This window comes from Amycolatopsis sp. FDAARGOS 1241 (assembly GCF_016889705.1).
Taxonomy (GTDB): Bacteria; Actinomycetota; Actinomycetes; order Mycobacteriales; family Pseudonocardiaceae; genus Amycolatopsis.
In genome coordinates, this window is record NZ_CP069526.1 from 4,783,602 (window position 1) to 4,798,041 (window position 14,440).

The following is a 14,440-nucleotide window of genomic DNA, read 5'->3' on the forward strand; positions in this document are numbered from 1 at the left end:
AAATCAGGTACGTGGAGGTGCGGCCGAGCCGCCGGTGAGCAGGTGCGGAGTCACGAGGTGTGGTCCCGGGCGTGGTCCCGCGAGCCCGGAGTGCCGTGCGTCCAGCGCTTCGATCAGCAGTTGCGCGGCCCGCCGGGCGAGGCCCGGGTAGTCCACCTGGATCGTGGTCAGCGGTGGGTCCGCCAGCGCGAACCACATCGGGTCGCCGTACACCACAAGGGAAAGGTCGTCGGGAATCCGGCGCCGGTCCGCCCGTACGGCCTGCGCCGCACCCACCGACAGTGATCCACCACCGACGACGAGCGCGGTGATGTCGGTGGCCAGCAGTTCTTCCGCGGCGGCGTAGCCGTTCTCATGGGTCGGTTCGCGCAGCCGCGTGGCCATGCCGTCCGGGTCGAGGCCGGCCAGTTCCATCCCCCGGCGGATGCCGCGCAACCGCACGGCACCGTTCGACAATTCCTCCGGTGTGCCCAGGTACCCGATGTTCGAGTGCCCGAGCGCCGCGAGGTGCAACACGCTCTCGACCAGCACCTGCTCGTCGTCGCTGAACACACCCGGCGCTTCGATCCCCGACGCGCGGTGCAGCTCCACCACCGGGAGCCCGCCGAGCAACCGCCGGGTTTCGTCGAGGACCCCCGTCGTCGGCGAGATCACCAGCCCGGCGATCCGGCTGGCGACGAGCTCGCGCAGCTGCCGCAGCTCCTGCACCGGGTCGTTGCCGGTGACCGTGAGGATCATCTGCGTGCCGTCCGCGGACAGCAGCCGCGCGCATTCCGCCGCGACTGCGGAATACGCCGGCGTGTCCACGTACGGGATGACGAAGCCGACGAAGGCACGACTCGTGTTGGCCGACAGCGCCCGGGCGAGCCGGTTCGCGACGTAACCGCGGGACTCCGCATGGGCCCGGATCCGCTGGGCCAGCTCGGGACGCACCGCCGTGCTGCCGTTGAGCGCCCGGGACACCGTCGCCGTGGATACCCCGAGCTCACGCGCGAGATCGACGACACCCACCGAACCCCTGCGCCGCTGCTGGGCAGTCATCACCGAACCTCCGGCCTGTAAAGGTTTGCAGAAATCGATGAAAACGTTTACATCGCCTGTGAACAATCGTCGCATCCAGCGCGTTCGCGAGTCAACCGCCGTCAGGTGCGGCGTCGGATCCGTGGCCGTGTCGCGTGGCGGCCGGGCAGTGAGGTCGCACCGGCGGGCCTGGCCGGGTTAAGGATCGACGCGGCGGTCAGGCTCCGGGGACGTCGAGGGCGGCGAGGTTGTCGGCGGCGGGGTGCGCGCGGCCGGCCGGTCCTCGGGCATAGGCGCGCAGCAGTCGCGTGGTGATGGCACTGATCGCGGTGTGGGCGGTCTTGTCGGCGTGATCCTCGGGGCAGGTGGGGTCCAGGGCGCAGATCCAGTACTGGGTGCCGGCCGAGAAGACGGCGGCGCCGCCGGCCGTGGTGTAGTAGCTGGCATCGGCGAAGTCCAGGCGCCCGCGGCAGGTCACCGGCGAGTGGAAGAGGATTTCGATCGGACGGGGGGTCGGCACCGAAAGATCCACGCGCTCGTACTCGTTCCCGACCAGGCCGGGGAAGCTTTGTCCGTTGTGGACGATCCCGGACAAGAGCCAGTTGGTCTGGTCGGCGGCGACGAGAGCGCCTCGCGCCGGGTTGCAGTGGTAGAAGTTACCCAGCAGAACGCTTTCCGGGCGCGGGAAGGGAGGTGACCGCCACTGCGGCGTGGCTTCCGCCGGGTCGGTGACGTGGTAGGGGTCCTCGGTGAAGGACTTGTAGCCGACCTCGAGCCGATCAGTCCCGAGCGGTGTCGGTGCGAACCGGATGTGCCGGTAGATCTCGTTGCCGCCGAGGAACGCCAGGTTCACCCCCCGGTCGCGGGCGGCGGTGGTGTTCTGGCGCATGGCCGTGGACCAGTACTCGTCGTGGCCGAGGGTGACCATCGCGCGCGCACCGTCGAGCAGGTGCGGATCGCGGTGGAGATCCGCGTCGGTGGCGTAACCCAGCGGCAGCCCCAGGTTTTCGGCGAACCGGACCAAGGGCAGTTCGAACGACAGGAAGTCGCCCGCACCCTGCATGCCCTTCGCTTGGTACGGCCGGTCGAAGGACACGGCACGCGAGCGCGCGGATTTCTTCCCGCTCGGCGAGTCGTACAGGCTGTAGCCGCCCCACCGGTTGTAGGCCTGCCAGGTCGTGACGGCGTTGAGCAGCGCGATCTTTCCCGCGTTCGAGCGAGTTCGCACGGTCAGCGGAACGAATTGGGCCGCGCCGTTGTCGCCGTCCAGCCGCAGCAGGTAATCACCGGGCTGCCAGCCCCGCGTCGGCACCTCGAGCGAGGGCCGCCACGGCGCCACGACCGTGCTGGTCGGCGGCTGCACGATCGGCGGCGCTTGCACGGATCCCGCCAGCGACGGTGACGTCCACACCCGCTGGGCTGCCGAATCGCGGTAGGCGCCCATCCGGAACGCGGTCACGGTGTAGTGCGCCGCGGTCGTGCTGACGAACACGCGCACGGTCGCGCCGGGCAGCACACTGGCGTGGTCGGCGAAGCCTTCGATCGCGTGGGCGGGGCCGGGCTCGGTGATTTCCCAGCCTGGCGTACCCGGCTGCTGGGCAACAGCGGGCCCGGTCGGCCCCGTGGCCGGCTTCGCGACCGGCGACGGGGGCGTGGCCGGCGACGCCGTGCAGCCTGCCGTCAGCAACACCGCGACCAGCACCGCGGCGCACGACACCTTGGACGCCTTCACCCGGGCCAGTGTCGGCCCGCCGCCACGGCGGCGGCAAGCTCCGTCCGGTGATGCGAAATCCACACTGTCGCCACGATCCGTCGGAGAATGCCAATCGCATCGAACTCACCGGGAAGACAGCGCTGCGCGCGGGGGACCTCGCGGGCCGCGAGCGCACCGTCCGGTGCCGAAGTCACCGGAAGCGCCGAGGCACCCGGCTCCCTCGACGTGGCGATGATCGAGTCGACGACTGTCGAAGCCCCGCGCCGCTAGGCGCGCCCGATCTCCACGGCCGGGAGGCCCAGGTGGCCCCGCAGCGTGTCGCCCTGGTAGTCGTCGCGGAAGCGGCCGTGTCCGCGCAGGATCGGGAGCAGCAGGTCGTAGAAGCGGTCCAGGCCATGGGGCCGCAGAGCGGAGGAGAAGACGAACCCGTCGACAGTCCGCCGGTCGATCGCGTCCTCGATCAGATCGGCGACGGTCTGCGGCGAACCGACGAGGTGGTCAGCAGCGCCTCGTCGAAGACGCGCTGGACCTGGCGCATCATGGAAAGGTTCTCGTCGCCCGCGATGGCCTTCAGCCTGGCGAAAGCCTTGCGGGGGTCGCGTTCGCCGCGGAGGCGGTTGGCCGTGAAGACATCGGCGACCGCCCAGTCGGGTTCGAGGTCCGGCAGCGGACCGTCGACGTCGTACGCCGACAGGTCGCGGCCGAAGTAGCGGCCCAGGTAGGTGTGCACCATGGCGGGCGCGGTCAGGGACCGGCGGATCTCGGCGAGCTCGTCGGCGGCTTCGGCGTCGCTGCCGGCGACGTGGACAAAAGCGGCGGCCATGATCTTCACCGCCTCCGGGTCGCGCCCACGCGCGGCGATCCGCTGCTTGACGTCGGCGTAGAACGGCTGTCCCGCTCGACGGATTCGAACCCGGTGAACACCAGGGCGGCGCCCGACGCGGCGAAGTCGCGCCCGGCAGGCGACTCGCCGGCCTGCATGAGCACCGGGTGTCCCTGCGGGCTCGGCGGGAGCCCGGCATCCGTCCTGACGTCGAAGAACTGCCCGTGAACAGACACGCCGTCCGGGCCCGAGCCCCAGAGCCGCTTGAGCAGGTCGGTGAATTCGGTCGCTCGGGGGTACCGCTCGGCCCGGGGCACCTCGCCGGCGGTGAAGTTGGCCGCGGTCCCCGGCGCGGCGGAAGTCACCAGGTTGCACCCGCCGCGGCCGCCCGAGATCGCGTCGAGCGAGGCGTACTGACGCGCTGGCTCGTACGGGTCGTAGTAGCTGGTGTTGACCGTCGCCATCAACCCGACTTTCGAGGTGACGGCGGCCAGCGCCGAGTACATCGTCAGCGAGTCGAACCAGCCGGCCGAGTGCGCCTCGACGACTTCGCCACCGGCCTCCGGCAAGCTCAGCGTCTCGCCGCAGAACATGAAGTCCACCTTCTCGGCCTCTGCGGCGGCGCCGAAGTGCCGGTGCGCGGCGAAGTCCAGCACGTCACCGGCGTCGCGATGGGCCCACGCGACGGGCTCACCGGTGCTGTAGAACCCCGACCCCAGCGGGGTCCCCACGTTCGCCACCCTCGACGAGGCACTGGGCATCTCCTGAACCTGGCGCGCCGCGGCGTCCCCGTGCTTCCGGGAACGGTACCGCCGGCTCGGCACCACCCCACCACGGTGACTCGGCGGTCCGGCTCAGCAGAGGAGCGGCACGACCTCAGCCTCGCGACCGGGTAGCCTCGACTCCCGCCGCTCGGCAGCGGTCGGAGTCCGCCTTCACCCGGTGGCTGTCGGCCTTCCGCTGGTGCTCGGCGGCAGCGGCGCCGCCGCGGTGGGCGGATTCTTCGTGCCGATCAGCAGCACGGTCGTGGGCACGAGCCGAACTGAGCAGACCGTCCCGAAGCCGAGTACGGGCAGCCGCTTCGCGCCGACGGGCGTTCGACAACTCCGCGTAAGCCCTCACCACCGTGCTTTGGCGCTCGTACTCGTGGGCATTGGCTTCACCGGCGCCGGATCCGTCCGAACCCGTACGCCGTTGCAGCTCGCTCCTCCACTGGGACGCCCGGTGCGCGCGTGCCGCCGCGTGCCGCGCAGCTTCACCTGCGGCCACGCCGGGATCGCCGGACCCGCTCATCTGTCCACTGTCCCACGAATCGACCCGGCAGTCCCCGCGACCAGGCGTTATGGGGCGAAGCTGGGCCGAACGGGCTACCGTCGATGCCTGGTGCCCGGGCCGGGTGCGACGCGCGCTCAGCGCGCCGGCGAGAGGCCCGATGGCCCGGACGAGGACACAGTGGACGGCCACGACTTCATGCGCGTCTCCGCCGCCTTTCGATCAACCTGACCGGTGAGTGCGCCGAGATCGCCGACACCTTCATCACTGCCCTCGACGAGCGCGGTCGGCCGCGTCGGGCCCGGCTGGTGTGTGGTCGTGATGACCGTGCGGACACTCGCGGAGCTATCACCGAAAACCCGCGCGGTGTGGGACAAACCCGCGACGCGCACGTCGGCGATCCGATCACGTGGACTCGCCACGATCCCGGCGAGCCGCAGAGTTCGCCCAAGGTCGCCGGCAAGATGCTTCAGCCGCAGTACTCATCCAGCCGCGTGACTTCGCGGGGGCTTCGGATCGCGAACCGGTTGAAATCCCCGCCGTCGCGGCGGTTCGTCGAGGGTTTCAGTCGACGTTCCAGGGCTCGTAACATGGGCGCGATCGGTGTAGGGAGCAGCCATGGCCACGGTCGATACCTCCGGAAAGCAAGAGCAACCACGGGCCACGGTGCGCCTTCCGTTCGGGGCACCCGAGGTGAAGTTGCCGCGGCTTGCGTTGCCGGCGCGCGATGAGGTCACCGCGGTGCTGGACACGGCCCGCTCGTTCCTCCCGCCGCCGCGGCAGATCGTCTACTTCGGGGCGTTGGGGGTGCTGACCGCGGTGGAGCTGATCGAGTGGCCGGTGGCCGTCGCGATCGGCGTGGGCACGGCGGTGGCCGGACGCGGCGCTGAATCCCGGGCCGCCAAGCCGGAAGAGCGGACCGCGCCGAAGAAACCGGCCGAAATGCAGCGTGCGCCACAAGAACGCGTGCAACTCGCCGGCCAGCCCGAGACCGCGGGGGCACACCGGCCGACGAAGCCGGTGACGGCGGGAAAGCGGCCGACGCCGGCCGGCCAGCCCGAAGTAGCGGGTGCGCACCACGCGCTGGCGGAGCGCACGCCAAAGCAGGCGGCGCAGCCCGCGCCCGCGAAGCCAGAACCGGCGCCCGTGCAGAAAAGATCCCCGGCGGAGCCCACCCCGGCGAAGTTGCAGCCGACGGCACCGGCACCCGCCGGCGCCACTGCGAAGCCCGCCCAGGCCAAGCCCGCCCAATCGAAGCCGGCCGAGCAGGACGGCAATCCCGCGCCCGGCGGCGAGTAGCGCGTGCGACTGCCCGATCCGTTCGGCCTCGTCCGCGCGGTGGCCGAGCCGATCGCCGCAGTCGTGCGCGGTGCGGCCGCTCCCGGGAGACGGTCGTGGACCTCCGGCGAGCGCACCCACCTGGAGGTGCGCGGCCTGCACGAGCCGGGCCACGAAGCGGCAGCGCGGGCGCTCGTGCGCAGCCTCCGCGAACAGCCCGGCGTCGGGGACGTCGCCCTCAACGCGGCGCTCGGCCGGGTCGTCGTCGAGCACGATCCGGAGGCGACCGGTGTCCGGGAGCTGGCCGACGTGATCTCCGCGGTCGAGAAGGACTGGGCTCTTCGAGGCCGCGCGGCGACGAGTGACGTGCACCCGGGGAACCCAGTACCGGTCCTGCGCGAGGTGGCCGCCGTGGGAGCCAACTTGCTCGGGCTGTCCTACGCCGCGCTCGGACGGGTGCTGCCGGTGCCGGCGTCGCCACCGTTGGTGTCCGCGGTCGCCTCGCTCATCGACTCCACGCCCGCCCTGCGAGCCGGCGTGGAGTCGGTGCTGGGCCGCTCCGCCGCCGACACGGTCTTCGCGGCCGGTGGCGTGGTCAGTCAGACGCTGGCGCGACGACCGGTCGGTCTCGCCACCGACGCGATCTACCGGTGGTGCCTGCGCAGAGAAGTGATCGCGCGCCGCGACGCCTGGGAGCAGTGGGAGCCGGAAACGGAGATGCACCGGCATTTCTCAGTCCCGGCGGACGCGGTGCGGCGGCCCCGGCCGTTGCCGGCGGGGCCGGTCGAGCGGGCCGCGAACGCAACGGCAACGGCCGGTCTGGCGGGCGCGGCCGGCGTGCTGGCGGCGAGCCGGAACAGCGACCGGACGGTCGGCGTGCTGCTCGCGAGTGTGCCGCGGGCCGCGAAGCTCGGCCGCGAGGCGTTCGCGGCCCAGGTGGCCACCGACGCTTCCGCTGCCGGCTGCTTGGTGCTGGAACCGGCCGCGCTGCGGCGGCTTGACCGGGTGGACCGCGTCGTACTCGACACTTCACTGCTGCGCACCGGTCGCCAGGTCATCGGTGAGGTCACGCTCACCGGCGCCGCTGACCGCGACGAGGTGCTGCGCACGCTGTACGACCTCCCGGATCCGCAGCACCCCGGCAACGGATCGGGGGCGTGGACGGTGCACGAGCGGACCGGCGTGCTGCACGTGCGGCACGAGGGGAAAGTGGTGGCGCGAGCGGGGCTGGAGGACGAAGGGCATCCGCTGGCCGAAGCGGTCACCGCCGCGGCACGGCGAGCCGGTGAGGTCATCGAGGCCGGCCCGGACGCGCTGGGCGAGCAGGTGCGGACATTGCAGGCCGGCGGCCACGTCGTCGCGGTGGTGTCGGCTCACGCGGCCGGGCTGGCCGGGGCGGACGTCGGCCTCGGGGTGCCCGACGCCGGCGGCGGCGTGCCGTGGACCGCGCACGTGCTGTGCCCCGGGCTCGCGCAGGTGTGCACGGTGCTGGACGCGGTCGAGCCCGCGCACCGCGCCAGCCGGTACAGCGCGGGCCTCTCCCTCGCCGGATCGGCGCTCGGCGCGCTGTTCGGGGGTTTCGGCCCGCCGTCGACCGCCGCTTCGCGCGGATCGTTCCCGGTCCATTTCGCCACGCTGCTGGCGCTCGCCACCGGGACCTGGACGGGGGCGGAGGCCGGACGGCGGCCGGAGCCGATCCCGCTCGACCGCACGCCGTGGCACGCGATGTCACCCGAAGCCGTGCTCAGCCGGCTCAAGACCAGCGAAACCGGGCTCGCCCCGGAGTCGGCGGATCGTCGCCGCACCGCGGGCCGGGCCGAGCCCGAGGGGATCGGGCTGGCCCGGGCCTCGGCCGACGAGCTTGCCGGGCCGCTGACCCCGGCGCTGGCCGCCGGTGCCGGGGTGTCGGCCACCCTCGGCTCGATCACCGACGCCGTGCTGATCATCGGTGTGCTCGCCCTGAACGCTCTGATCGGCGGTGCCGAGCGGCTCGGCGCCGATCGCGAGCTGCACCACCTGCTCGACACCAGTGCGCTGCAGGTGCGGCTGCGCCGCGCCGGCGCCGCGACGACCGCACGAGCCGAGCAACTCGTGCCCGGCGACGTGATCGAGCTGCGCCCCGGCGACGCCGTGCCCGCCGACGGCCGGCTCCTCGACGCCTACGGGCTCGAAGTGGACGAGTCGAGTCTCACCGGCGAATCGCACCTCGTCGCGAAGAGCGTGCCCGCTACCGCGGCCGACGCCGTCGCCGATCGCTCGTCGATGCTCTACCGCGGCACCGTGGTCGCGGCGGGCCGCGGCACCGCGGTCGTCGTCGCGACTGGCGAACGGACCGAGGCCGGGCGCACCGCGCAGCTGGACGGGGCTGCTCCCCCGCTCACCGGTGTCGCCGCCCGGCTTTCCGAGCTGACCCGCGTCACGCTGCCGGTGACCCTCGGTGCGGGCACCGCGTTGCTGCTGGCGGACCTCGCCCGCGGCAACGCGATCAGCCAAGCGCTCGGCCGGGCCGTCGGGCTGTCGGTGGCCGCGGTGCCGGAAGGCCTGCCTTTCGTCGCCACGATCGCCGAGCTCGCGTCGGCGCGGCGCCTCGCGCGCCGCGGGGTCCTCGCCCGCAGCCCGTCGACGATCGAAGCGCTGGGCCGGGTGGACGTGCTGTGCTTCGACAAGACCGGCACGCTCACCGAAGGCCGCATCCGCCTTCGCGAGGTCTCCGACGGCACCACCGGTCGCGGCCCGGACGAGCTCACGCCGCGGCTGCGAGACGTGCTCGCCGCCGCCGTCCGGGCGAGCCCGTGGCAGGCGGTGGGCGAGCCGCCGCATCCCACGGACCGCGCCGTGCTCGAAGCGGCCGCTGCCCACGACGTCGGACCCGAGCGCGGTGCGGCGGAGCTGACCTGGCTCACCGAGCTGCCGTTCGAGCCGACCCGTAGCTACCACGCGGCACTGGCCGACACGCCGGACGGTCCGCTGCTCAGCGTCAAGGGCGCCCCGGAGGCGGTGCTCGCCCGCTGCACCCGGCCGGACGGCGACCTGCTCGGAACCGTCGATCGCTTGGCGCGTCAGGGATTGCGGGTGCTCGCGGTGGCCGAGCGCCGGGTGCCCCGCGACGGGATGCACCGGGCCGAGGAGACCGAGCGCTTCGAGTTGACCGAGGACGACGTCCACGACCTGACCTTCCGCGGCCTGCTCGTCCTCACCGATCCCGTCCGGCCCACCGCGGCGCGCGCCGTGGCGGAACTGGGCCAGGCGGGAGTACGCGTGGTGATGATCACCGGCGACCACCCCAGCACTGCCGCCGCCATCGCGGCCGAGGTGTCGCTCGACGACGCGGCGGCCGTCGTGACCGGTGCCGAGGTCGACGCGGCCGACGACGACCAGCTCGCCGCCCGGATCGCGGATGCCACGGTGTTCGCCCGCGTCAGCCCCGCGCAAAAGGCCCGCATCGTGCAGCAGCTCAACGACCTCGGCCGGGTCGTCGCGATGACCGGCGACGGCGCCAACGACGCGCCCGCGATCCGGCTCGCACACGTCGGCATCGCCCTCGGGGCCACCGCGACCCCCGCCACCCGCGAGGCCGCGGACCTGGTCGTCACCGACGACCGGATCGAGACGATCACCGACGCCATCGCCGAGGGCCGCGCGATGTGGGCGTCGGTCCGGGACGCACTGTCGATCCTGCTGGGCGGCAACCTCGGCGAAGTCGCCTTCACCGTCGGTGCGGGCCTGCTGAGCACTCGAGACGCCCTCAACGCCAGACAACTGCTGCTGATCAACCTGCTGACCGACGTCCTGCCCGCGATGGCCGTCGCCGTCCGCCCGCCACCGCGCGCGAGCGCGGAAGACCTGCTGCGCGAAGGCCCCGAAGCCTCACTCGGCGCGGTCCTCACGAAGGACCTGATCGCCCGCGCGTCGACCACCGCCGGCGCGGCACTCTCGGGCTGGCTCGTCGCCCGGACGGTCAGCACACCACGGCAAGCCAGCACGGCGGGACTCGTGACGCTGGTCGCGGCCCAGCTCGGCCAGACGATCGCCGTGCGCGGCCGCACCCCCCTCGTCGTCGCGGCCGGCGCCGGCTCCCTGCTGGCCCTCGCGACGATCGTCCAGACGCCCGGCGTCAGCCGCTTCTTCGGGTGCCGCCCGCTGCTGCCGCACCAGTGGGCGCTCGCCCTCGGCGCGGCGGCGACCGCGACCGTCGCGCAGGTCGTCGCCCAACGCGTCCTCGCCCGCGCGTGAACCACCGGATTTTTCGCCGCGTTCACGGTGCCGCAAGCCTGATTCCGCCTTTCCCTCATCCGCGGCGGGTTTCGTCCCCTCGACACCCCCGTGACCTGAGGAGACCACCATGGCCGAGTTCATCGCCACCGTCCTCGCCAAGCTCGGCGCGAACCTCGTCGAGTCGCTCGTGCTCAAGCTGGCGCAAGCCTGGTTCACCCGTGCGTTCACCCCGGCTACCGCCTGAAGCGGGGCTCTACCGCTCCGCGGCAGGGAAGAGCGCGCCCGGCGTACTGGCGGGAGTCCGCAAGGGAATGCGGCCGGAACCCTCGGGCACCGGTGGCGGACCGGCTCAGGTGAACCGGACCGAGCCCATGACCGCGTGGCCGGGGATACCGGCGGTGGCGGACTTGCCGGAACGCGGCACCCCCGCGATCCACAGCTGCCCGGTCGTGGCCGTCGCGAGGCCGAACGCGACAGCCCCGTTCCGCATCCGGAACCTGACGGTGCTGCCGTCGGGCAGGACAGCCCGGCCCTGGAGACGGACGAGACCACGGCCGTTGATCCTGATCGGCCGGTCGAGCACCACGGCCAGCTCGGTCCACGTGCCGGCCGCGAGCGGAGCGCGCAGCCGCACCGCGCGGACCACCACCACCAGAACGAAAAAGCCGAGGAACGCTGCGAGGAACACAGCCCCGCCCCGGGCCGCCTGAAGGGTCCGGTCGCCCGGCAGGTCCGCCGCCGTCCAGCCCGCGAGGACGGCCACGACGCCGTACACCGCTGCCCCGTACCAGCACAGGCGTGCGGCGTGGCGCCGATAGGCCGTGAGGACCGGGTCGAGCCGCGGCGAGGCCGGTTCCCGGGAGCCGACCGGCACGACCGGCGCGCCGGGCACCGGGCCGTCGACGATCCGCGCCGCCCCGAGAACTCCGGATCCCGGCAGCGTGACCATCGCCCGAGCACCCAAGCGCAGCAGCCACAGCCGCCGCTCGCCGGCCAGCTGCACCTGCAACGGTGCGGGCATCCTGGTGCGCAGCCACCGGCCGTCGGGCAGGCGGACGCCGACCTCGCGGCCGGCGGCGACCACCCCGTCCGGCGCGCAGTCGACCGGTTCGAAGCGGACCCGCAGGAACGGCACCATCCGCCTGAGCGTCGTCAGAATGGCGATGGCCACGACCAGGACGACGCCGAAGAACACGACGAGGAACAGTGGCGCGGCGACACCCACATCGCCGAAGAACAGGGCTGTCCCACCGGCCACGAACGGCAGCGGGAAAACCAGGCTCGCCCCCGCTCGGCGGCGCGCCGCAGCGTGAAGCTCGCCGAACACCGGCAGCGCACCGGCGGGCACGCGCGGGTCCGGCTCCCAGACCCGGACGCGATCGGACTCCGGCCGAACAGTCATCTCTCTCCCCCACGGGCGCGCAACGTCACCCATTCTTCAGTACCCGGGCGAACGGCGTTACGTCAGGTGCGACGCTCGACGATCGGGCCCTCTCGCCTCGCACCGAGGGTGAGACCGACGAGCGGCCGCGAACGCCCTGGGCAGTGCTTACCCGTCAGGCCGGTGCCGGCCTCAGCCGCGGTCGGTCCAGTGCGGGAGCCGGATTCCGTGGAGGTTGCGGTATGCGGCGGGTTGTGACGGCTGCCAGCCGGCGCGCAGTTTGCCGGGGATGCGGTAGACCTGGACGGCGAGCGGGCGGCACACGTCGATCGGGTCCTTCGCGTCCGGGCCCCACAGCGGCACGGACAGGTCGCCGCCCGGGCAGGTCGACAGGGCGCACAGCAGGTCGAGTTCGGCGAAGAACTCGAAGAAGTCGCCCACCTTAGTACTCCAGCCGCACTTCGTGATCTTGCTCTGATAGGTTCTCGGTCTTGTGTGGGTGGATGAAGACGTCTCGGCGTGGGCGGCGGGCCTGGAGGGGTTGTTCGGGCGGGTGGCAGGCCGGTTCTTCCGGCCCGAGCCTCGCCGACGTGCCCGCGCTTACGTGCGAGGCTTGTTAGCGCCGTTGGCGGACAAGAACGGCTGGACCCTGGCCGAGATCGCGGGAGACACAACCCCGGATGGCATGCAGCGGCTGCTCAACGCCGCCGCCTGGGATGCCGACGGTGTCCGCGACGACGTGCGGGCCTATGCCGTGGAACACCTCGGCGGCCCGGACGGTGTCCTGGTCGTGGACGAGACCGGATTCCTCAAGAAGGGCACCAAATCCGCCGGGGTGCAGCGGCAGTACTCCGGGACCGCGGGCCGGATCGAGAACTGCCAACTCGGCGTGTTCCTCGCCTACACCACAACGAAAGGACGCACTCTCGTCGATCGCGAGCTATATCTGCCGAAATCCTGGATCGCCGACCGCGAGCGTTGTCGCGACGCGGCGGTGCCGGACGAGGTCGAGTTCGCGACGAAGACCACGCTGGCCAAAGCGATGCTCGCCCGCGCGTTCGCGGCCGGTGTCCCCGCACGATGGGTGACCGCTGACGAGGCGTACGGCCAGGACAACAAGTTCCGATCCTGGCTGGAACAGCGAAACATCGGCTACGTGGTCGCCGTCCCCCGCAGTCAGCCCTTGCCCGCCGGCGGCTTCGCCACCGCACGAGCGGATCACCTCGTCGCCCAGGCACCACCCGAGATCTGGAAACGCCGCTCGGCGGGTGACGGCGCCAAAGGACCACGACTCTACGACTGGGCCACCGCCACGATCCCCACGATCGGCGAGCACACCCCCGACGGGTGGACTCGACGCCTGCTCGTCCGTCGCCAGATCACCCGCACCGGAGTGGAACCCGAACTCGCCTACTACCTGTGCTGCGCCCCCGCGACCACGCCGGACGAGGAGCTGATCCGGGTCGCGGGGGCCCGCTGGGCCATCGAGGAATGCTTCCAGACCGCCAAGAACGAAGTCGGCCTTGACCACTACCAAGTCCGGCGTTACGACGCCTGGTATCGCCACATCACCCTGGCCATGCTTGCGCACACCTACCTCGCGGTCACGGCAGCGGTGTCCCCAAAAGTCCTGGCCGCGGCCTCATCCCGCTCACCCTCGGCGAAGTCCGCCGTCTGCTGGCACATCTGATCCACACCGCACCACACTGGCGTCCGATCCTGACCTGGTCACACTGGCGACGACGTCACCAACACCGCGCGAAGACCAGCCACCACCAGCGAAGACAGCACAAATATCACGAAGTGCGGCTGGAGTATTAGTACTGCAACGGCAGTTAGCGGTGTTGTGGTAGATCATCGTTGTGGTGGTTGATGTGGTGATGGAGCAGCTGGATCGGGTGCACGATCGGATCGGGGGCCGGTTCGCGCGGTCGGAGCCGCGGGCTCGGGCGCGGGAGTATGTGTCCGGGCTGGTCGCGGGCTTGGAGCGGAAGAACGGGTGGACGCTGGCCGAGCAGGCCGGTGAGATGTTCCCGGACGGGATGCAGCCCATGTTGCGCTGGGCGGATTGGGACATCGACGGTGTCGGCGACGACGTGCGCGACTACGTGGTCGAGCTTCTCGGCGAGCCGGGCGGAGTGCTGATCGTGACGACACCGGCTTCCTGAAGAAAGGCACACGCTCGGCCGGCGTGCAGCGGCAGTACTCCGGAACCGCCGGGCGGATCGAGAATTGCCAGATCGGAACCTTCCTGGCCTATGCCTCCGGTGGCGGGCATGCGTTGATCGACCGTGTGCTGTATCTGCCGGAGCCCTGGATCGCCGACCTCGCCCGGTGCCGGCAGGCGGGGATCCAGGGGGGCGCGAGTTCGAGACCAAGCCGCGGCAGGCCATGGCAATGCCGGCCCGGGCTTTCGCAGTTGAGGTGCCGTTCGGCTGGGTCACCGCTGATGAGGCATACGGGCAGGTCAAGTACCTGCGGTTGTGGCTGGAAACCCAAGACGCCGCGCAGGTGCTGGCCACCAAGGTCAACGACACCCTGGTCACCACCGGCGGCACCGAGGCCCGGGCCGCTGAGCTCTTCCTGACGCCCATCCTGCTCGGCTCGGCGGGCATCGGCGTGACGATGCTGATCGCCGCCGTGGTCAGCACCGTCGGCGTCGCGGTGCCGGTGGTGCTGGCGCCGGAGACCCGGGACCAGAGCCTGGCCGAGGCGAGCAGCAGGTAGCCGGGTGGCG

Annotated in this window: 8 protein-coding genes and 2 pseudogenes; 4 read left to right on the forward strand and 6 right to left on the reverse strand. The window is 72.0% G+C overall.

The window, feature by feature from the left end; all coding sequences use genetic code 11:
• Positions 1–3: 3 nt before the first annotated feature.
• From I6J71_RS23640 to I6J71_RS23655, 4 genes are all read right to left on the reverse strand, one after another.
• Positions 4–1,041 carry a LacI family DNA-binding transcriptional regulator gene (locus I6J71_RS23640; RefSeq protein WP_204096694.1) on the reverse strand — a complete coding sequence of 346 codons (1,038 nt, stop codon included), beginning with the start codon at positions 1,039–1,041 and terminating at the stop codon, positions 4–6.
• 196 nt (positions 1,042–1,237) lie between these two features.
• Positions 1,238–2,752 (reverse strand): N,N-dimethylformamidase beta subunit family domain-containing protein, encoded by a 1,515-nt coding sequence (locus I6J71_RS23645; protein WP_204096695.1) that lies wholly within the window; start codon positions 2,750–2,752, stop codon positions 1,238–1,240.
• Between the two features lie 442 nt (positions 2,753–3,194).
• Entirely contained in the window at positions 3,195–3,557 is a 363-nt protein-coding gene (locus I6J71_RS23650) for a hypothetical protein (RefSeq protein WP_204097643.1), read from the reverse strand.
• A 5-nt stretch (positions 3,558–3,562) separates the two neighbouring features.
• Positions 3,563–4,288 (reverse strand): LLM class flavin-dependent oxidoreductase, encoded by a 726-nt coding sequence (locus I6J71_RS23655; RefSeq protein WP_204096696.1) that lies wholly within the window; start codon positions 4,286–4,288, stop codon positions 3,563–3,565.
• Between the two features lie 1,159 nt (positions 4,289–5,447).
• Here I6J71_RS23655 and I6J71_RS23660 point away from each other — a divergent pair.
• Positions 5,448–6,128 carry a hypothetical protein gene (locus I6J71_RS23660; protein ID WP_204096697.1) on the forward strand — a complete coding sequence of 227 codons (681 nt, stop codon included), beginning with the start codon at positions 5,448–5,450 and terminating at the stop codon, positions 6,126–6,128.
• 3 nt (positions 6,129–6,131) lie between these two features.
• Positions 6,132–10,340: an HAD-IC family P-type ATPase gene (locus I6J71_RS23665; RefSeq protein ID WP_239155233.1), complete on the forward strand. Its 4,209-nt coding sequence runs from the start codon at positions 6,132–6,134 to the stop codon at positions 10,338–10,340.
• Between the two features lie 331 nt (positions 10,341–10,671).
• Here I6J71_RS23665 and I6J71_RS23670 read toward each other — a convergent pair whose 3' ends face one another.
• Positions 10,672–11,724 (reverse strand): hypothetical protein, encoded by a 1,053-nt coding sequence (locus I6J71_RS23670; RefSeq protein ID WP_204096698.1) that lies wholly within the window; start codon positions 11,722–11,724, stop codon positions 10,672–10,674.
• A gap of 171 nt (positions 11,725–11,895) precedes the next feature.
• Positions 11,896–12,144 carry a hypothetical protein gene (locus tag I6J71_RS23675; protein ID WP_370542186.1) on the reverse strand — a complete coding sequence of 83 codons (249 nt, stop codon included), beginning with the start codon at positions 12,142–12,144 and terminating at the stop codon, positions 11,896–11,898.
• 58 nt (positions 12,145–12,202) lie between these two features.
• Here I6J71_RS23675 and I6J71_RS23680 point away from each other — a divergent pair.
• A pseudogene (locus tag I6J71_RS23680) lies at positions 12,203–13,524 on the forward strand (IS701 family transposase).
• 41 nt (positions 13,525–13,565) lie between these two features.
• A pseudogene (locus tag I6J71_RS23685) lies at positions 13,566–14,283 on the forward strand (IS701 family transposase); the annotation flags it as partial.
• Between the last annotated feature and the right edge of the window lie 157 nt (positions 14,284–14,440).